This is a genomic window from Rossellomorea sp. NS-SX7, from assembly GCF_052828565.1.
Genome location: NZ_CM128249.1, coordinates 3,903,965 through 3,922,713 on the forward strand (window position 1 = coordinate 3,903,965; position 18,749 = coordinate 3,922,713).

An 18,749-nucleotide genomic window follows, 5' to 3' on the forward strand; every position below is an offset into this window, starting at 1 on the left:
TCCCCTCTTCACACCGACTCTTGTCGATTCACTTCCTCTTCCTTTTCCCAGTTCACCATCTTTTCCAATAAGATCGATACGAGGACGCCCATGATGAATCCATTGGTCACGATCGGCTGAACAAAGACCGGCAGACTCGTAAATGATGCGGGGTCCATGTTCATGATCGATATCCCCACGAGAACCGGGGCTGCCAGCCGATAAATGGTCACAGAATTAAACACCGTTCCCTGGAGACTTTTCAATGAAGTGCCGAATAGCTGCAGATACGCTGTAAACAGGACAGCATTTCCTACAGTGATCGGCAGGGTGGCCAGAATCCCCCCTAGAAACGGTACAATCCCTAAAAGAGACATAAGGGCCCCGCCAATGAGAAACGGCCTTAAATGGAGGATCCTCGTGCTTTCCAGGAACCCGATCGAAGATGCGAATGGAGCATAGGACACCAGACCGGACAAGGCACCGACAATGGAATACATACCTGATAATAAATATGACCGGTTCACCCTCTTTTCAGCCGGCTCTTCCCCATAGAGCTGTGCTGCAGCCTGCACCGAAGCAAGCGTATTGCTAAGATTCATCAAACTAGCCAGAAATGTAATGAAGACGATCCCTGCATTCAGGTTTGGTGATCCGAAAGGGAACAAAATGAAAAAAGAAAAACCGCTTGCCGCACTGCCTGCAGCTTCTGATTGAAATAAAAGAAGATATCCGATCCACCCCGCTGTCATTCCGATCAAAATGGAAAAATTACTGAGAAGAGGACTCCCCTTGATTTTCAACAGGCTTACCAGAATCGCAACCGATATGGAAAACAAGCTGACCGGCAGCACAAGCTTCCCATCATCCGAAAAGGTCAGCATCCCTTTAAAAAAGATGAGGATCAGCTGAAAGGTCAACAGAAATAAATAGACACTCATCACCATCGGCGTAAAGACCCTTTGAATCAAAGACAGCAGCCCAAGTGCCCCTAACACCAGTACCACAGCCCCTGCCAGCAGCATACCCGTCGCAATACCGCCACCGACCGATGGCAGACTCATCCCGAGTGCCGGAGCCGCTGCGGACAAATTGAGCACGACTCCCCACATGACCCCCGAATGCCCCTCCATCAGCGGGTACTTATGTCCGATCAGCCCTTGCAGCATGCAGGCAACCCCGGTGAAGATGAGCGAACTTCTGAGGATCACCGCAATATCATGGGAAGGCAGTTCGAATGCCATCCCCACCGAAATAGGGACCACCACTGTATTCGCAAAAATGAAAAACAGCCATTGCACAGATGAAAACGCTGTTTCCGCAGCTGATAATTGTTTCATGTGTCCCCCTCCTGACATTGTCTTACTGTACTATTCTACGAAACCCTAAGGAATCCTATTGAAGTCGCCACTTTTTCGTAACGGAGTCTGAAAAAGTATATCGTTGCACGAACCACTCCCAAAAAAAAGACACCTGGAATCAATCCGGGTGTCTCTGTTTCAAGTCTGAGGAGGCTCTTCCATCCAGCCATGCTTGATCATGATTTTTGCGCCGTCATGGCCATAGCTGAAGATATCCTCCATGATCATGACCATTTTCGCCGGCAGATCGTTTCGCAAACTGAAAGCCGTGCCGATGGATCCGCTGCCGACAGAAAAGCTGCAGAATAAACTGACACAATACATCATCAATTTATCCGAGAACGGCGCAACGGTGGAATCAGAGACATTCCCATTTGCGGCGATAGGTACCTGCAGTTTGCTTTTCATCATGATGTCACTTAAATCATGAATGATATCATTCGCGATTTTTCTGCCTCTTTCAAAGAATTTTCGTGCGTCTTTTTCTTGTGCAACTTGTGCAAATCCGTCTATCATAATGAATCCGGCTATATTTGATTCCACCCCATGGTATAAATTGGCCAACTCCACTGTATTTAAGTGGCGGGTTTTAGAAAACGGAGTGAGGCCTCCTAAATAATTTGTGTCTTTGATAAATTCAACTGATTTGGGCATTGGAACAAAGGGTGCTCGGCAAAGCAGACCTTTTTCAAGCAGGTAACTTGTACAGATTGCAAAATTCTCTTGCGTGATGACGGTCAGCTCTTGGAAAAGTTCGATAACATCTTCCCGATAAGACATCGTGATATTTAACGTGTGCATTCCCATACTGATTTCACTGATCATTCGGACCATCGTGACGTCAAATCCATTTTCGTATAATCTAGGTGCATCCAGATTCACATCTTCCTGGGTGAAGCCTATTGGGGCAACTGCACCCTCACGATGAAACATATCCTTTATTTTATCAGGATAAGGGCTGATTTTGTCATATATAGTTTCCAAGATGGTCTTAGCCTGAACATCATCAGCATTCCTGATGAAGTGCTCTAGCATTCTTTTGGTCATCGTTTTTTGCTTGTAGGTAATCCACAAAACACCTATTTCTGACGAAGTTAAAGCTGGTTTTTCGGGCATGGGCATGACCTCCATACATATTTCCGTATTGTTGTCTTATATAGTGTAGTATGGACGATAATGAAGTAATCATTCACGCTGAGATTCGCTTGGTTTGTTGGTTTGAGCCTTGAAAATAGAAAACTCCCGCCTGCTGCAGGCGGGAGCACTGTATGAATGGTGATAAAGTTATATGCGAAGTCACAGACCTCTGCCTGGACGGTTACCTATTAGATAAACAATAACAAACTGACCGCCATGACAGCCATCCCGGCGATCGTCCCGTAAATGGATAAATGGGCTTCATCATACTGCTTCGCAGCCGGCAGAAGCTCATCCAGCGAGATGAATACCATGATCCCAGCAACGGCAGCAAAAATGATCCCGAACATGATATCGTTCAGATAAGGCATCAAGACGAGGTACGCAACCGCGGCCCCGACAGGCTCTGAAAGCCCCGACAGAAAAGAAAGCCGGAATGCCTTTTTCTTATCCCCCGTGGCGAAATAAACCGGAACGGACACCGCAATGCCTTCCGGGATATTATGAATGGCGATTGCCACCGCAATGGCGATCCCGAGTGATGGATCTTGGAGGGCGGATGTGAACGTGGCGATTCCTTCAGGAAAGTTGTGAATCGCAATCGCCAGCGCCGTGAAGGTGCCCATTTTCAAAAGCTTTGCGTTCCCGGGCTGGTTCATATCTTCGACTTTTTTCAATTCATGGGGATTCCCCTGCTTAGGGATCAACTTATCGATCAGCGCAATCAAGAGGATCCCGCCAAAGAAGCCGGCAACCGTCATCCAGTTCCCTTGAGTGACGCCCATTGCGGACACAAGTGCGTCCTTCGCTTTCACAAAGATCTCAATCATCGATACATAAATCATCACCCCGGCGGAAAAGCCGAGCGAGATCGACAGGAACTTCGTATTCGTGGTGGAAGCAAAAAACGCCAAACAGCTTCCGATCCCGGTCGCGAGTCCTGCCATCAAAGTCAAACCGAATGCCAATAGTAAATTTTCAGCCATATATTTTCTCCTTCATCATAGGTACATGTCATATACGTCCTATTGTACTTTCCCGCGGGTCATTTTTAAAGGATTGTTTATCTAACACTGTTTTCCAAGGGATTGCTGCGTTATGTACGCTCTCTCAGGGAGCAGGTGTGGAGTGTGCTTACATCAAAGCCCACCTATTGTTCAATCAATAACAGTCAGTTATGTATTCTCCAAGATGATCCGATTAAGGTGGACAGATCAAAAATATCCTGCATCAATTATGACTGGAGGCACACAAGGTGAAAAAATCCTGCTTCGTGTTTTTATTATATGGTATACATGCGGTGTTATACTGCTCAGCTTCTAACCCGGCCAAACCCGCTCTCCCAACAAAAAAAGCCCACTTCTCTATAAAAGTGAGCCTAGTACTAAACAATCTCCAGCTTCGCACCCATCATCAAAGCGAACTCAACCCAACGACGATTTCTTTCTTCGTTTCGTCTTTCACAAAATGTTTTTGACCAAATACGGTATACTTTTTCAAACGGATCGTCGGTAGGATTTCACGATACAGATAGGCTGCGCTCTTTACCGGGATCCGGGAAGATAGCGGATATTCCTTCATCGTCTTGAAGGCTTCATCATAGTAATGTTCAGCATGTCCGGCGATTTCTTCCCACATATCGATAAAAGAAGCATCGACTGTTGCCGCACACAGCGACCTTTCCGAAACACCATGACGCCTCATGATTTCCTGGGGAAGATAGATCCGGTCACGCTCGAGGTCCTCACTGATGTCACGCAGAATATTGGTGAGCTGCATGGCAAGCCCGAGCGACACAGCCCCTTCTTCCAAAACCTTCGTCTTACCCGGGGCCAGGATCGGCAGAAGCATCAATCCAACCGTGCTTGCGACATGATAAGAGTAGTCCAGCAGCTCATCCAGGGTTTCATACCGGTTGATCGTCAGGTCCATTTCCTGCCCTTTAATCAAGTTATGAAAGGCCTGTTCATTCATCTCATAGCGACTAAACACATCTTCGAGAGCCAGCCAGGAAGGATTCGAAGAGTCATAACCGCCTTGTAAAAACAGATCAAACTCATCTTTGAACTGAGCCAGTTCCTGCACAGGATTACACCCTTCATCCACGATATCATCCACTTTCCTGCAAAAGGAATAGACGGCCCACACCGCATTGCGTTCGTTCTTCGGCAGCATGGAAAAGGCTTTATAAAAGGTTTTGGAATGGTGCGAAATGACGTTTTCACAATGTTTATATGCTTCTTTAACACTATACATGGACATTCCCTCCTTTTATCGCTGGGTCTTTTTGATCGTGCAGCAGTTGATCGGACGCAAGTTTTGCTCCCTGCATGACCAGCGGTATGCCTCCGCCGGGATGGATGGACGCTCCGACTGCGTACAGGTTGTCGATGCGATACGGTTTGACTTGGGGTCTGAATACGCCTGATTGGAAGAGGGTCGGTGCCACTCCGAAGCTCCCTCCTTTGTGAAGCCCGAATTGTTCTGCATCCTGAGGCGTCCGGACTTCCATCCATTCGATGGCTTCGCGGAGACCGGGGAATGCCCGTCTTTCCAAACGGTCGATCAGCCCGTTAATCCACTCTTTTTCATTTTTCCAATCGATATCCGTGTCAGAAGGCACCGGTACGAGGGCATAGAGTACGCCCTTCCCCTCTGGTGCCAGGCTGTCATCTATCTTGGAAGGATGAAACGTATAAATGGCGGGATCATCCGGTATTTTCTTTTTGTCAAATACATCCCTCATATGGGCAGGGAAGCTTTCCCCCATCACATAGTGATGCACATTCACTTCCTCGAAGACCTTATTCAAGCCAAAATAAAGCAGGACACAGCCTGATGAAGGAGCATACTCCCTGGTCCGGTTCCGTTTGATCAACGGATCGATGCCCGGGAAGTCTCCATTGAAAATGATGGAATCATAGGATCGCAGTCCGTCCTTTGTACTCACGCCCGTCACACGCTTGCCCTGTCTCGGGATATCCGTGACCTCACAATTGAGGTGGATGGGGACATTCCGGCTCCTGAGTTCTTCTTCCAAAAGGGGGACAAGGCTTGCATACCCACCCCTGAGGTAATGAATGCCGAATTGATGTTCAGCGAAGGATACCAATGAGTACATGGCCGGTGCCTTGAAGGGGTTCCCTCCGATATAGAGGGCCTGCAGGGCATAGATTGCCTGGAGCCTGTCATCTTGGAAATAACGGGACATCAAGTTGCTTATAGATTGATGGGGTTTCAGTTTCAGAAGTTTCTTCAGGTTTACCGGTTTCCAGAAATCCAGCGGGTTGACGAACGACTCCTCCAGGAACGATTCCTTTCCGATCTCGAATCGCTCATTGCCTTCTTTTAAGAAACGTAGAAAACCATCCATTTCACCTGGAAATACCCTCTTCATCTCTGTGAGGTGACAATCGTGATCCGGATATTTCGTGAACACTAGACCATCGGGGAATTCAAGGGAATAAAGCGGATCGCACGGGATCAGCTCATATCTGTCCCGGGAAATTCCCGCTTCCTCAAGCAGCTTCTGAAACATATCGGGAAGAAGGACGATCGTCGGTCCCTGGTCGACCCTGAAACCGTCACGTTCCACAAACGTCAATCTTCCGCCGAGATGGGATTCTTTTTCATAAACGGTCACGTCCACACCCTGTCTCGATAAAAGCAGGGCGCTCATCAGGCCGCCGATTCCGCCTCCAATGATCGCTGTCTTCATCAGAATCCCTCCATAACGGGAAGGGAAGATACAGGGATGGGTTCCTGAAAATCCTGTTCCAGGATGCCATTGGCTGTGATGCGGGCGGATTCCAGGATGGTCGGGAGCCCGCTTCCAGGATGGGTCCCGCCTCCTACGAGCCAGCAGGATTCCAGTTCCTCAAATCGGTTATGCGGCCTGAACACCATCATCTGGGAAAGCTGATGCCCCAGATTGAAGGTGGCTCCCTGATACACATACATATCTTGTTCCCAATTCTTTGGCGTGATCATTTTTTCCACCTCGATATGTTCCTCAAGATTGGTGAATCCTGTTTTTTCCTCGACCGTTTTCAGGATGAGCTGACGAAATGTACCTTTTTCCTTTTCCCAGTCGATGCCGCTGAAGTTGTTCGGCACCGGTGCCAGGATATAAAGGGTGGATTTCCCTTCAGGAGCGAGCGTCTTGTCTGTCACACTTGCATTCTGAATATAGAGGGAGGAATCCTCGGACAAGATTTTAAGGCTGGTGATTTCCTCGACATTCTTTTTGTAGTCTTTTGAAAAGACGATCGTGTGATGCGGCATATCCTCATAAAGCTTATCAAGGCCCAGGTACAGCATGAAGGTGGAGCAGGAATATTTCTTCTTCGCAAGTTTTTTCGCCGAATATTTCTTCAGCTGCCGGCCATCCACAAGGTTCGTCATCGCGTGCGCAAAGTCACTATTGATGATGACTTCGTCCGCCTCCACGCTTCTCCCGTCCTCAAGGCGGACCCCCTTCACTTCTTTTCCTTCGATCCACAAGCTTTTCACTCCACAGCCGATATGGATCTCACCGCCGTGCTCCTCTGTCACACGCGCCATCGCCTTTGAGAGCTGATTTACGCCCCCGATCGGATGAAAGACGCCATATGCATGTTCCATGTAGGAAAGGATCGAGAAGGCACCGGGACATTCCCACGGTGACATGCCGAGATACTTGGATTGGAACGTAAAGGCGAGCTTCAGTTCATCTTCGGTAAAATAACGGGAAAGCACGTCGTACAGGGAACGTCCGAGTTCAAGTTCCGGAAGGGCCTGAAGCACCTTGGGCTGGAAATAATACATGAAGCGGTCCATCTTCGACTGCAGGACCGGGGTCAATGCCTCCATCTTTTTTGCGGTTTCCTTCATGAACCGTTCGTAGCCTTCCCCATTGCCCGGATAGTGGGTTTCGATCTCCTGTTTCATTCTGTCTTTGTCCCGTGACATGAGCAGCTTGCGGTTCTCGAAGATCAGCTCATACATGGATTGGAGTTCGACTGCCTCCATGTAATCAGCCGCTTTTCTGTCCGCAGCGGAAAATAGTTCTTCGACAATATGAAACATCGATAAAAACGTCGGGCCCATATCAAACTTATAATCACCAAGGCGTACCTCGGCATTCCGGCCGCCGATATATTCCTGCTTTTCATAGACCTTTACATCATATCCCTTACCGGCCAGAAGCATGGCCGCCGCCAAGCCGCCCGGGCCTGCCCCAACCACGATGATCCGCTTTCCCATTCACAAGACCTCCTTGTCGTACAAAAGTTATACAATCATTATACACATATTGAATTTCAAATGCCACAAATAACATTTTTCCTTATACATTCGCAGCCGAATCCCTGTAAATAAAGGAACCGACAGGCGAGTACAACCCAACTGTACAAACCCTGCACAACAACTGCCTGCTGAAAGGCCCGTCCCTCGTTACGTTAATAGGTTAAAGGGGGAAATTAAAAAAACAGACTGAATCATCGAGAGTCAGTCAGATTTTTTCTATGAATCTATATCGTCATAATGTTCATGTGCTGGATGACCCTCGACACTTCCAGGTCATCTTTCATCACTTCGATCGGCCACCATTTAACTTCCTGTAGCTTTTGTTCTTCCCCGGAAAATTCAGGGTCATATCCAAGCTCGGGTACATGGGAACCAGTGAGTTCAGCTAAATATACGCGGCATTCCCCAGCGCTGTAGTCATATGTAAACAAGTGCCTGTCCACTTTCACGGAAAGGTTCACTTCTTCCTTCACTTCCCTCACAACGGTTTCTTCGAAGGTTTCCCCCGATTCCACACCTCCTCCGGGAAGCGACCACCATTCCTTTTCTCCGCGTTTCATTTTCACCATCAGGATGTGATCGTCCTTGATGATCGCCGCACATGCCCGCCGACGGTTGCGATCTTTAAGGTCTTCTTGCATCATGTGGTACACATCTTCAATGGTATATCGATGGGGGTCACTCAATTTCCCTTCTGCCACCCACTCCTTCGCCAGTCGCATCGCCCTCGGATAATCTTCTTCCATTCCCTCATGCACCCCGTGGGATTTAGGGTCACTGATGGAGAAGTCGTAATAATAGCCCAGAAGGATGGCCAGGTATTCAAGTAAAGGCACCGGCCCCTCTATGCTGATCGGCTTCCGGCTCAGATAAGGCGTCGTGTCTTTCAGGTTAGTGCTTCCCCCATATCGATCCTTTGCCGCATATTTCAACTGACGTATCCCGCTCATATAGAACGCGCCGAAACAGAGCGGACACGGCTCCAATGAAGTATACAGGGTATAGCCCTTCACATTGTCATGAACACGATTATCAAGCTTCAGCAATGCATTCACTTCTGCATGGGCCAGTTCATTGTGGAAAATGACAGCGTCCGATGTTTCTTTTTTGGTGGAACTCTTCCCCCTCGAGACAATCTCCCCTTCTTCATTCACCACAATCGCACCGATCGGACGGGAACCTTCAAGAAAAGATTCCCAAGCCGCCTCGAAGGTTTGCCGCCATAAATAAGATTGTTCACCCCAGTTCATATGTACGCCTCCTTTTTGGTACTATTTTAGCACAAATGTTGGAATATTTTGGTGGAACACTGCAACAAAAAAAGACGAAAGAGAGATTCTTTCATCTACTTTTTTTGTTTATCTTTGTTGAGTGGTTTTTTCCTTAAATACATCCACATCACGATATAAACCGTAAATAATAAAAACAAAAAGACCGGCACTGAGAAAGCATTTTGGATTAACATGACGTCACGCCCCTGATCATTTTAAACTTTCCAAAGGGAATGGGAATAACAAGTAAAAGACGATGGTAAGTAAAATCGAGACCCCGATGGCTCTAAGTGGATTCCTGTAATGAAGATACAGTACACTGAACAAAACAAGGTTCAGCGGGATATTCCACCAGCCATTCCAGCCGTTATCATAGACATACATGCCCTTGTGAGCGAACAGGAACTGAATGGCTGAGTAGAAGGCTGTCCAGATGAGGATATATATGATCCGCCCGCTCCTCTTCCCGGGGAATCGCTGCAGGTAGATGATCAGCCCGACTGGACAGATGAAAAAAGTAAAGGCGACGTTGATGATAGAGTGATTCAGCCAGTCAGCCGTCACACCCCTGAACGCCCAGAGAGTATAGTCATAATAAAAATAATTGTATGCAAAGTTGACCAGCATGAAAAATAACAGCGTCGGATACTGTTTTCTCCACTGCGACCAATCAACGAATTTATATGCAAACAGAATCCAAACCACAATCACCAATAGTAAATACATCCATACACACCTACTTATCATTACTGTCAACATCATTGACTGATTTGAAAGCAATTATACGAACGAAAAGCAGTCAGTCCGCCATTAATGAGGGATGGAAGTAAATAAATAGGAGGCATTCTCATGAAAATAGCCATTGTCGGTTTAGGCGATATCGCAAAAAAAGCATACTTACCCGTTTTATCTGAAAAGGAAGGAATCGAGCTCGTCCTATGTACACGAAACATAGAGACTCTGGATACACTGGCAAAAAAGTATCGTATCAAAGAAAAAGTCCAGTCAGTGGATGAACTGATCACGAAAGACATAGATGCTGCTTTTATCAGCACGGCAACGGAAGCCCATTTTATAATAGCAGAGAAACTCCTGGAAAATGGAATCCATATTTATATCGACAAACCGATCTCGATGAATTTCCGCGAAACCGAAAGAATCGTCCATCTTGCCAAAGAGAAAAACAAGATCGCGATGGTCGGCTTCAACCGAAGATTCATTCCACATGTAAATGAGCTGAAAAGCCATGGAAAAGCTAGCCTGGTCTTGATGCAGAAGAATCGGTTTGCATCTCCTGACCATGTTAGAAGATTCGTTGTAGAGGACTTCATTCACGTTGTCGATACGCTCCGCTTCTTGATGGGTACGGATGTTCATGATGTCAAAGTGGAATGCCTGAAAGATGGGGATGAGCTCCATCACCTGGTCATCCAGCTGATCGGAGACGGCTGCACGGCAATCGGGATCATGAACCGAAATGGCGGGGTGACAGAGGAAACGATCGAGTATCATACCGGACATCACAAATATGTCGTCGACCGTCTTGTTGAAACAACTCATTATCATAATAAAGAAACGAACATCACGACATTCGGGGACTGGGAACCGACTCTTTTCAAGCGAGGATTCTACCAATTAGTCGATCACTTTATCGATTGTGCGGAACACAACCAGACACCCGATCCCTCCATCGATGATTCGCTCATCACCCATGAGATCTGTGAAAGAATAGTCAAATCCATCGACCCGCATGCATAAAAATTGGCCGGGGAAATGAAAAAGTGTCTGCGCACAGGCAGCAGACACTTTTTGAAATCAGTCTTCCGGCATGATCCAAACGATTTCACAGAGACGAACAAAGAATAATGAATCATGCTCCTTCACCACAACGTGATCAGGCTTTGCATCAGCCACTGTACCGCTCACTGAACCACGTGATGTATCAATGACGACCCTTTTCCCAATAAGACTTTTTAACGCAGCGTATACATAAGGCTCCACGACAATCACTTGCATCGGTCCTTTAGAAGGGACTTGCGGGCTGGTTCGATACGGATACATACTGTACATTTCCTAACCTCCAACCTGTTTACTGTTTTTTACATATTATGTTTATGAAGGCATGTGCCTGACCCATGCCTTCATACTTCACAGACCCCCGACAAAGAAATCCGTTGTTCTTTTCATCCTCCATTACGCATATGGATTACCTTGAATGTGACATCCATTGGAGGAATGCATGTGGTAAATTTTTATTACTTTCAAGGGACGGTCACTTTGATCAGTGACTTTATGATCGGGCAGAACGGGGAAGAAGGCTGTTATAAACTGATATCCGTCATGGATGATTCAGGGGCAACCGTCAACTTTGTAGTTGAACCATCCACTTATTTTGTAGATCATGAAATCGTTGGTACGGGGGACAGAGTGACGGGATACTATGACGGAAATGCCCCTGTTCCGCTCATCTACCCGCCGCAATACCGGGCACTGATCATGGTGAAGGAAAGCCCTGCTCGAAATGTAAAAGTTGATTATTTCAACTCGCAATTGGTGAGCAGTGACGGCTCACTAAAGCTGAATGGTTCACCCTATACCCAGGTGCTTTTAACCAACGGCCAGCTTTTCACAGGAAATCCGGCGAACCGGAATCTGATCGTTGTGTACGGTCCGTCTACGAAAAGCATCCCGGCCCAGACCATACCTTATAAGGTCATCGTATGGTGTTGAGATGAGCCCCTAACACGCTGTGGGGCGGTTGTACAGGATATTCAAACGCTTGAACCGGAGATGGGAGTGATCTCCGGTTTTTTTGTTATAACGACCTTTGCATGGAACGGAAAGGAGCGGCCATCAACTTTGAACACATCCAAAGCTTTCATAATAGCTGCGTAAGGGGGTTTTGATAATAAAAATTGATTTTTGATAATAAACCCTTCGTTTTTGATAATAAATCCCGATATTTGATAATAAACCTCCCATTTTTGATAATAAATCCCGATATTTGATAATAAACCTCCCATTTTTGATAATATCCTCTTTGCACCCCTGCTCATTATCCATTTAAGTCAGGAATTCAGGGGCCAAAACGGGGCTTTATAAAATACACCCACAAACAAAATAGTCAAAAAGTCACCAGAGAGGCCCTTTTCCACGAGAAAACGTTCGATTTCCCAAGAAAAACGATCATCCGCTCCCCTCGACACCCAACAGCATCAGCCTTCAACCGCCGCAGAAGGGTTGCATAAACCTTCCAAAACGGTTTACCATGGTAAAGTACTAATATTCTAAATTTTTTGTACATAATGTTGTTTGTTGCTGCATTGGTGCTTTCCGTACATATCAAGAGTCCAGTTACAGCCCGGCTGCTTTTCGGATCAGCCTTAAACGGGCAGAAGACCGTACAATCGAACATACCATACGTGTAACGCAACAAGTATGAAAAAGAGCCGTACATAAAAATGTAGTCGCTTACATCAAGAAAGGAGCAAAAACGAATGTCACTTGAAGTGAACACACATGCATCAGCACCTAAATCGTTCAAAAAACGGGCCGCCTTGATCGGTCCTGGTTTCGTTGCAGCCGCAACCGGGGTCGGTACGGGGGATCTCGTTGCTGCCCTCGTGGCCGGCGCAGGCTTTGGACTGGTATTTGTCTGGGCGATTGTTGTCGGTTCCATCTTGAAGCATTTTCTCAATGAAGGGGTCGGACGCTGGCATCTCGCCACCGGGAAAACAATTCTTGAAGGCTGGCAGGAGATGGGCAAGTGGGCGACAGGATACTTCGGCATTTATGCTGTCATCTGGGGATTTGTCTACGGGGCTGCCGCAGCCTCGGCTTGTGCGCTTGCCATGACAACCATGTTTCCAATCATGCCTTTTTGGGCTTGGGCCGTCATTCATGCGATTGCCGGCTTCGTATTGGTGTGGACCGGCCGCTATCTGGTATTTGAAAAGGTCATGATGTTTTTGATCGGATTGATGTTTGTAACAGTCGTGGGGTCTGCACTTTTATTCCTGCCAAACCTTGGTGATTTCATGAAAGGCTTTGTCCCGACCATCCCTGAAGGCTCATTCCTGCTTGCCCTCGGACTGGTGGGAGGAGTCGGCGGTACGATCACGATGACCTCATACGGCTATTGGCTGAAGGAAAAAGGTTGGAGCGGGAAGGAATGGATTCCGACGATGCGTCTGGACTCCAAGGCAGCTTACACGATGACGGCCATCTTCACACTAGCCCTGCTGATCGTCGGCAGCCAATTTTTATATGGGACAGGCATTGAGCTAAAAGGGGAACAGGGCCTCATAGAACTGACAGGGCTGCTTGGGGATAAGTATGGCGGATTCATTTCCTGGATGTTCCTGATCGGATTCTGGTCTGCGGCATTTTCATCCCTGCTCGGTGTGTGGAACGGGGTCCCTTACTTATTTGCCGATTTCGTACGGGTTGTAAAGAAACGGACGGACCGCCCTGTGACGGAAAAGGATCCGGCATACCGTCTATTCCTGGCGTGGCTCACCTTTCCGCCTATGATTCTGTTATTCTTCGGAAAACCGGTTCAGCTGATCATTTTATACGGGGCATTGGGTGCTTTGTTCATGCCGTTTTTATCATTCAGCCTGATGTGGCTGTTGAATTCGAAAAAAGTGGAAAAAGACTACCGGAACAGCGCATTGGCTAATTTTGTCTTCGCAGCATGTATCTTATTGTTCGCGGTCCTTGCTGTGACGAAATTGATTTCTATTTTTTAATCCGGCATGGGCTTCTATTTAACATGATAGTTGTCGACTTTGACTGCAATCAATAACTGGAATCCCCTAAACGACTCACAGAAAAAAGCCGTGGATCCTTCATCCACGGCTTAGTTATTGACTGCCATCCTCCCAAGCGGCCCGCTTTCCTCGATGATATCCTGCAAATCGTACACAGAGATCGGAAACATAGGGAATCCGAAGACATATGGCGTAATTTCATATAGTTGAAAATAGATCACCAGCGACTTGTCTGCGATGTAAAAGTCCTGGTCGGGGCTGATGCCCGTAAACTCTCCCAGGAGCGGGATATCTCTCTGTTTGATCTGCAGGGCCACCAGGTCCGAGATCCGCTTCACATAATCGCTGCCGGGCTTGAATAGATCGTTCAAACGGCAAAGCTTCTTTTTCCCGAGATCGAAAGTCAGCGACTTGATGATCGTCAACCCGTGCGCTGCCTGGAAGTGATACGTATAGTTGGAGAGTGATAGACTCAGTACCTCTCGCTGGTTGTTCTTGATTTCAAATGAGCCCAGCATCTCCTCAACGCTCGTCGGCATATTGCCGGCCTGCTCATGAATCAGCTTTTGGGTTTGATCGACAATGGTACGGTTGATGAAGCGTTGAAGCTCCCGATCCTCCACCTCCACTGCTTTTGGGTAATAAACCGTCTGTTTCGGACCGCTGCTGATCATCCTCGTTTTTATGCTCACTGGAAACGATATGGGCAATGTGATCATCCTCTGCTCTTTTTAACCCATTGTATTCAAGGGAAGGCCCTAGGTGACCTTGGATCTTTTCTGAACGACATGACCTTTAAGCTTGTAAGACCAGTTCTCTTTCCTTGATCCATAGGGCAGCTTCCCTCTCCCCTAAAGGAGGGGAAAAGTAATAGCCTTGGATGTGAGGCGTCTCGATCATCGACGAGATAAAGTCGATCTGCTCTTGTGTCTCCACTCCCTCGATGACCACCTTCAACTTTAAGGACGAACATAATGTGATGATTGCCTTCAGTAAAGCGGAATCCTTTTCCGACAATGGAACACCATCCACGAATGATTTATCGATCTTGATGGTTGAGATGGGAATTTTCCTTAAATATGATAAGGACGATAATCCTGTCCCAAAATCATCCAGTGCCACGGATAGTCCCATTTCCCTGAAGCGGCCCACTGCGGTGATGGCGTTTTCTATGTCATGGATGACACTCGTTTCCGTGATCTCAAGCTCGATGAAGCGGCTGTCGACCCCATGCTTTTTCAGTTGGCCGTTCAGGACCGACAATAATCGTGAAGAAGTCACATACGGCCCCGGAATATTGATGGAGACCTGACCGAACTCGACACCCTCTTCCAGCCATGAGGAGACCTGCCGGCAGACATTCCCTATGACCCAGTCCGTCACCTCGAAGATCTTCCCGTTTTCCTCCAAGACGGGGATAAACACACCGGGCGAAATCAATCCGTGAACGCTGTGATTCCAGCGCAATAATGCCTCCACACCTGTCACTTCCCCCGTCACAGGCCAGATTTTCGGCTGATACACCATAAATAACTCCTCGGATTCTATCGCTCTATTAATATCCTGGACTAGTTGTCTCTCAAAACTATACGTATGGATGGCCGGATCATATTCAATCACCTCATGCCGGTAAGAAGTAGAAGAATGCTGCAGCACGGCCATCGTATTGGACAAGAGTTGTTTGCAATCATTCTTTTCACAATGGGAAACGGCACATACCATGTCAACCACGACACGGTAATCATCGATCAAAAGCGGCTTCTTCAGTTCAGACATGACCCTTTTCATTGAAGCTTTCAATTTCTCAAATTCATACTCTTCACTGTGGTGTATGGCAAAACGGTTCCCTTCGATCCGGTAGACCTTCGATGTCCCTATTTTCAAGTCTGCAATGATTTCCCCTGCAGCTTTTATCACACGGTCACCGAATGTATACCCATAACCGCTGATCCACTTCTCCAGGTCATGGAGATGGATGATGGCGAGACTCCCAGAGGTTTTTGACGTTTTGAGATCCTGTTCAAACTGCCTTTGATTCGGGAGCAGCGTCAACGCATCAAAATGATTCAACCGATGATCAACATAACGATCCAGCAGGCTGGCCAGACTTGAAATCGCCAGCAGGACAAATATACCGATTGTCACCACTATGACAAAGAGGGGCATATCCATCCTGTGCATCTCATGTGAATTGCCCCCCATGCCTTCTGTATAAAAGACAACGGCCGCCATCCCTGTATAGTGCATACTTGTAATCGCAAGCCCCATCAGGATCGATGTCCCTATTTTAATCAGTTGATTCCCCATATACTTCTGAAGGGTGGAGAAAATAAACAACGCAACATAGGAAACGATCACAGCAATAAGCACCGAGGCAAAGAGGACCCACGGCTTGTAGGCATGCTTCGCCTCCATCTCCATCGCAGCCATCCCGATATAATGCATCGCCGAGATTCCCACCCCCATGATGAGCCCGGCTAAGATGGCTGGAAAATGGCCTGTGTTCTTCCTGTTGGCAACATAAAAGGCTAAATATGAAGCAAACACAGCTGGAAAGACAGAAACAGTCGTCAAAAACAGATCGTATTCCATGGAGACGGGCAGCATGAAAGCACTCATCCCTATGAAATGCATGGACCAAATCCCAAGACCCATGGCCACCGATGCAAGCATTAGCCAAAATGATTTATGAAAAAAGCTGTTTTGCTGCATCCTTTGGTTCATGGAAAGGGACGTATAAGAAGCACAGCATGCAATGACAATCGACAACAACACCATTGAGAGTGAATATTCCCCATGAAGTACACGAATCTCCTGTGATTCTGGTAATGAAAACATAAAACAACCTCATTTAAATGGAATTAGACATACCAAATATGGTATTCATGTAAAATTATACTAAACTCTGTGAAAAATGAAACAAACGAATCTTCTATACTAATCGGCATCCTCACACAAAAAATTAAATAATTTAATTTTCAGAAAATGATATGGAAAATTGAACCCTTCTCCGCGTATAATGGTAATACCAAATAAATTAATTGGTATTACCAGAAAGGAGACCAAAATGAAGGAACGTGCATCTGACACAATAGGCAAAACCATCATCGGGTCGATTTTGGAGGGAACCTGCTCCATAAACGAACCTCTGCAGCCGGAAAGAGAACTGGCTTCCCGTTTCAATGTTGGAAGGCCCACTATACGGGAGGCCTTGCAGCGGCTCGAACGGGACGGATGGATCACGATACGGAAAGGCATGCCTGCCGTCGTGAATGACTATTGGAAGCAGGGAAACCTGATGACCATCGCCGCTATTCTCGAGCACCATGAAGACATCCCCGACGAATTCATTCACCATATGCTCGAACTCAGGATCTCATTGACGCCCTCCTATGTAAGGGACGCCGTAAGCCGCCACCGGGTAAAAGTCATTTCCCTATTTGCTGACGTCGAAGAACTAGATGACGATGCAGAATCGTATGCTGAATTCGATTGGGATTTACAGCTCCGAACAGCCAGACTTTCTCCCAATCCCATATATCTTCTTATCCTCAACAGCTTCAAGGAAGTCTACAAGAAGATGGCCGTGAAGTATTTTTCAGATGCTTCTCTTCGAAAGGCTTCCCGCTCTTATTATAATGAGTTACTGGAAGCGGTGTTGAAAGGGGACGTCGAAGGAGCTGAGACCCTGACGAAAGCAATGATGGAGAAGAGCCTGAGTCTTTGGAAATTAAATATGATTGGAGAAGATGCTGTTCATGAAAAATAAGGGGATCTACCGTGACTTTTTCCTGCATGCCGACATCGTGATCATGGCTTGCATTTTCCTTGCCGTACTCGCTTTCCTATTTACAATGAAGCTGACACTCATCACCCCGCTGCTCATTGTGATTGGGATTGTCACCTACATGTTCAGCGAGTACCTCACACACCGTTTCATCTTTCATATTAAAGCACCAAAGAACAGCCTTCTGTTAAAGTTGATCAAACGGCTTCACTATGACCACCACAAGAAACCAAACGACCTGAAACTGTTATTCCTTCCTGTTTGGTATAGCGCGCCTAGCTTATTCGCTTTAAGTCTCATATTCTATTTCATCTCAGGATCTCTTTCAGCCACCCTGGCCTTCAGCACAGGCATTCTCATCATGTTCTTTGTATACGAATGGAAGCACTACGTAGCCCACCGCTCATTAAAACCCAAAACGAGATTCGGCAGGTGGCTGAAGAAGACCCATGTCCTGCACCATTACAAGAATGAAAACTATTGGTACGGCGTGTCCACACCGTTTGTCGATGTGCTGTTCGGGACGCTGAAGGATGAGAAAGAAGTGGATTTGAGTGAGACCGCGAAGGATTTGGAGAAGCGGGGTTGAATTTGGGGTTGGGTTTGGGAATGGGCCTGGTGCCGGGGATTGGCTCTGAATGAGGCATTGGCATCGGATCCGAGAATGGTTTTGAAACAGGGATTACCCCGAATCAGGATACGGCCTTGAATCGGGGATCCGGCCGGTTCCCTGATCCCAGGCCGAGAATCCATACAACTCAACCTTCCCCCTAGGTGGCAAACACAATTAATGCTCTGTCATGTCCTTTTCAACAAAATAGAGACCTATTTGAATAAAAATTATGTCCAGCCTCCTGCCTGGTTGGCAGTATTCATCCATATCCCGCCCATTCCTGCCTTCACTCTGACAAAAACCGCCGCCAATACTGTCCTGCACCGGATTTATTATCAAAAACGGACAACTTATTATCAAAAATCCGATTTTATTATCAAAAACAGAAATATATTATCAAAAACGACCTTTTTATTATCAAATCCAAAAAATACTTGAATGAAAAACGTTTGAGCCCCACCCGGCGGACCTAATCAGCTGGGCATTCCATCCTCATTCGTCCGCCTCTTTATATGTTGAATATTTTCTGTTCGGTGATTTATA

General features: G+C 46.9%; 17 protein-coding genes. 5 read left to right on the forward strand and 12 right to left on the reverse strand.

Features of this window, described 5'->3' with window-relative positions:
* Positions 1–8: 8 nt before the first annotated feature.
* The 8 genes from ACUXV2_RS19325 to ACUXV2_RS19360 all read right to left on the reverse strand — a co-directional run bounded on the left by ACUXV2_RS19325 (position 9) and on the right by ACUXV2_RS19360 (position 9,760).
* Positions 9–1,319: a uracil/xanthine transporter gene (locus ACUXV2_RS19325; protein ID WP_446244768.1), complete on the reverse strand. Its 1,311-nt coding sequence runs from the start codon at positions 1,317–1,319 to the stop codon at positions 9–11.
* 159 nt (positions 1,320–1,478) lie between these two features.
* Positions 1,479–2,456 (reverse strand): DUF3231 family protein, encoded by a 978-nt coding sequence (locus ACUXV2_RS19330; protein WP_446244769.1) that lies wholly within the window; start codon positions 2,454–2,456, stop codon positions 1,479–1,481.
* Between the two features lie 209 nt (positions 2,457–2,665).
* The gene (gene zupT, locus ACUXV2_RS19335) at positions 2,666–3,463 is read right to left on the reverse strand and encodes a zinc transporter ZupT (RefSeq protein ID WP_446244770.1); all 798 of its coding nucleotides are present in this window, start codon (positions 3,461–3,463) and stop codon (positions 2,666–2,668) included.
* A gap of 427 nt (positions 3,464–3,890) precedes the next feature.
* The gene (locus ACUXV2_RS19340) at positions 3,891–4,733 is read right to left on the reverse strand and encodes a phytoene/squalene synthase family protein (RefSeq protein WP_446244771.1); all 843 of its coding nucleotides are present in this window, start codon (positions 4,731–4,733) and stop codon (positions 3,891–3,893) included.
* Positions 4,726–6,195, reverse strand: coding sequence for a phytoene desaturase family protein (locus ACUXV2_RS19345; protein WP_446244772.1), 1,470 nt, complete (start codon positions 6,193–6,195; stop codon positions 4,726–4,728). Before ACUXV2_RS19345 ends, ACUXV2_RS19340 begins: the two co-directional genes overlap by 8 nt.
* Positions 6,195–7,721 (reverse strand): phytoene desaturase family protein, encoded by a 1,527-nt coding sequence (locus ACUXV2_RS19350; RefSeq protein ID WP_446244773.1) that lies wholly within the window; start codon positions 7,719–7,721, stop codon positions 6,195–6,197. The genes ACUXV2_RS19345 and ACUXV2_RS19350 overlap by 1 nt, the downstream gene beginning before the upstream one ends.
* Before the next feature lie 266 nt (positions 7,722–7,987).
* Positions 7,988–9,013 carry an NUDIX domain-containing protein gene (locus ACUXV2_RS19355; protein ID WP_446244774.1) on the reverse strand — a complete coding sequence of 342 codons (1,026 nt, stop codon included), beginning with the start codon at positions 9,011–9,013 and terminating at the stop codon, positions 7,988–7,990.
* 231 nt (positions 9,014–9,244) lie between these two features.
* On the reverse strand, positions 9,245–9,760 hold the full coding sequence (locus ACUXV2_RS19360; protein WP_446244775.1) for a CBO0543 family protein: 516 nt from the start codon (positions 9,758–9,760) through the stop codon (positions 9,245–9,247).
* A gap of 123 nt (positions 9,761–9,883) precedes the next feature.
* Here ACUXV2_RS19360 and ACUXV2_RS19365 point away from each other — a divergent pair, with 123 nt between their 5' ends.
* Positions 9,884–10,792: a Gfo/Idh/MocA family protein gene (locus tag ACUXV2_RS19365; RefSeq protein ID WP_446244776.1), complete on the forward strand. Its 909-nt coding sequence runs from the start codon at positions 9,884–9,886 to the stop codon at positions 10,790–10,792.
* A 57-nt stretch (positions 10,793–10,849) separates the two neighbouring features.
* Here the strand turns inward: ACUXV2_RS19365 and ACUXV2_RS19370 are convergent, their stop codons facing one another.
* Positions 10,850–11,104: a YuzF family protein gene (locus tag ACUXV2_RS19370; RefSeq protein ID WP_446244777.1), complete on the reverse strand. Its 255-nt coding sequence runs from the start codon at positions 11,102–11,104 to the stop codon at positions 10,850–10,852.
* A 171-nt stretch (positions 11,105–11,275) separates the two neighbouring features.
* Between ACUXV2_RS19370 and ACUXV2_RS19375 the strand changes: the two genes are divergently transcribed.
* Positions 11,276–11,764, forward strand: a complete 489-nt coding sequence (locus ACUXV2_RS19375; RefSeq protein WP_446244778.1) for a hypothetical protein — start codon at positions 11,276–11,278, stop codon at positions 11,762–11,764.
* Between the two features lie 41 nt (positions 11,765–11,805).
* On the opposite strand, the gene ACUXV2_RS19380 is transcribed toward ACUXV2_RS19375, so the two are convergent.
* On the reverse strand, positions 11,806–12,057 hold the full coding sequence (locus tag ACUXV2_RS19380; RefSeq protein WP_446244779.1) for a hypothetical protein: 252 nt from the start codon (positions 12,055–12,057) through the stop codon (positions 11,806–11,808).
* Between the two features lie 474 nt (positions 12,058–12,531).
* On the opposite strand from ACUXV2_RS19380, the gene ACUXV2_RS19385 reads away from it, so the two are divergent.
* Positions 12,532–13,785, forward strand: coding sequence for an Nramp family divalent metal transporter (locus ACUXV2_RS19385; protein WP_446244780.1), 1,254 nt, complete (start codon positions 12,532–12,534; stop codon positions 13,783–13,785).
* Between the two features lie 110 nt (positions 13,786–13,895).
* Here the strand turns inward: ACUXV2_RS19385 and ACUXV2_RS19390 are convergent, their stop codons facing one another.
* Together ACUXV2_RS19390 and ACUXV2_RS19395 are read right to left on the reverse strand one after the other, a co-directional pair.
* A complete protein-coding gene (locus ACUXV2_RS19390; protein ID WP_446244781.1) occupies positions 13,896–14,516 on the reverse strand; it encodes a DUF3298 domain-containing protein in 621 nt (206 codons plus the stop codon).
* A gap of 85 nt (positions 14,517–14,601) precedes the next feature.
* A complete protein-coding gene (locus tag ACUXV2_RS19395) occupies positions 14,602–16,644 on the reverse strand; it encodes a bifunctional diguanylate cyclase/phosphodiesterase (protein WP_446244782.1) in 2,043 nt (680 codons plus the stop codon).
* 229 nt (positions 16,645–16,873) lie between these two features.
* On the opposite strand from ACUXV2_RS19395, the gene ACUXV2_RS19400 reads away from it, so the two are divergent.
* Positions 16,874–17,575 carry a GntR family transcriptional regulator gene (locus ACUXV2_RS19400; protein WP_446244783.1) on the forward strand — a complete coding sequence of 234 codons (702 nt, stop codon included), beginning with the start codon at positions 16,874–16,876 and terminating at the stop codon, positions 17,573–17,575.
* Positions 17,565–18,182, forward strand: a complete 618-nt coding sequence (locus ACUXV2_RS19405; RefSeq protein ID WP_446244784.1) for a sterol desaturase family protein — start codon at positions 17,565–17,567, stop codon at positions 18,180–18,182. Before ACUXV2_RS19400 ends, ACUXV2_RS19405 begins: the two co-directional genes overlap by 11 nt.
* Positions 18,183–18,749 lie beyond the last annotated feature (567 nt).

Coding starts and splice junctions, on each gene's coding strand:
- ACUXV2_RS19380 (WP_446244779.1), bottom strand. CDS start 12,057: ATGGGAGGTTTATTATCAAATATCGGGATTTATTATCAAAAATGGGAG.
- ACUXV2_RS19345 (WP_446244772.1), bottom strand. CDS start 6,195: ATGAAGACAGCGATCATTGGAGGCGGAATCGGCGGCCTGATGAGCGCC.
- ACUXV2_RS19350 (WP_446244773.1), bottom strand. CDS start 7,721: ATGGGAAAGCGGATCATCGTGGTTGGGGCAGGCCCGGGCGGCTTGGCG.
- ACUXV2_RS19395 (WP_446244782.1), bottom strand. CDS start 16,644: ATGTTTTCATTACCAGAATCACAGGAGATTCGTGTACTTCATGGGGAA.
- ACUXV2_RS19355 (WP_446244774.1), bottom strand. CDS start 9,013: ATGAACTGGGGTGAACAATCTTATTTATGGCGGCAAACCTTCGAGGCG.
- zupT (WP_446244770.1), bottom strand. CDS start 3,463: ATGGCTGAAAATTTACTATTGGCATTCGGTTTGACTTTGATGGCAGGA.
- ACUXV2_RS19340 (WP_446244771.1), bottom strand. CDS start 4,733: ATGTATAGTGTTAAAGAAGCATATAAACATTGTGAAAACGTCATTTCG.
- ACUXV2_RS19330 (WP_446244769.1), bottom strand. CDS start 2,456: ATGCCCGAAAAACCAGCTTTAACTTCGTCAGAAATAGGTGTTTTGTGG.
- ACUXV2_RS19360 (WP_446244775.1), bottom strand. CDS start 9,760: ATGTATTTACTATTGGTGATTGTGGTTTGGATTCTGTTTGCATATAAA.
- ACUXV2_RS19385 (WP_446244780.1), top strand. CDS start 12,532: ATGTCACTTGAAGTGAACACACATGCATCAGCACCTAAATCGTTCAAA.
- ACUXV2_RS19370 (WP_446244777.1), bottom strand. CDS start 11,104: ATGTACAGTATGTATCCGTATCGAACCAGCCCGCAAGTCCCTTCTAAA.
- ACUXV2_RS19365 (WP_446244776.1), top strand. CDS start 9,884: ATGAAAATAGCCATTGTCGGTTTAGGCGATATCGCAAAAAAAGCATAC.
- ACUXV2_RS19405 (WP_446244784.1), top strand. CDS start 17,565: ATGAAAAATAAGGGGATCTACCGTGACTTTTTCCTGCATGCCGACATC.
- ACUXV2_RS19400 (WP_446244783.1), top strand. CDS start 16,874: ATGAAGGAACGTGCATCTGACACAATAGGCAAAACCATCATCGGGTCG.
- ACUXV2_RS19325 (WP_446244768.1), bottom strand. CDS start 1,319: ATGAAACAATTATCAGCTGCGGAAACAGCGTTTTCATCTGTGCAATGG.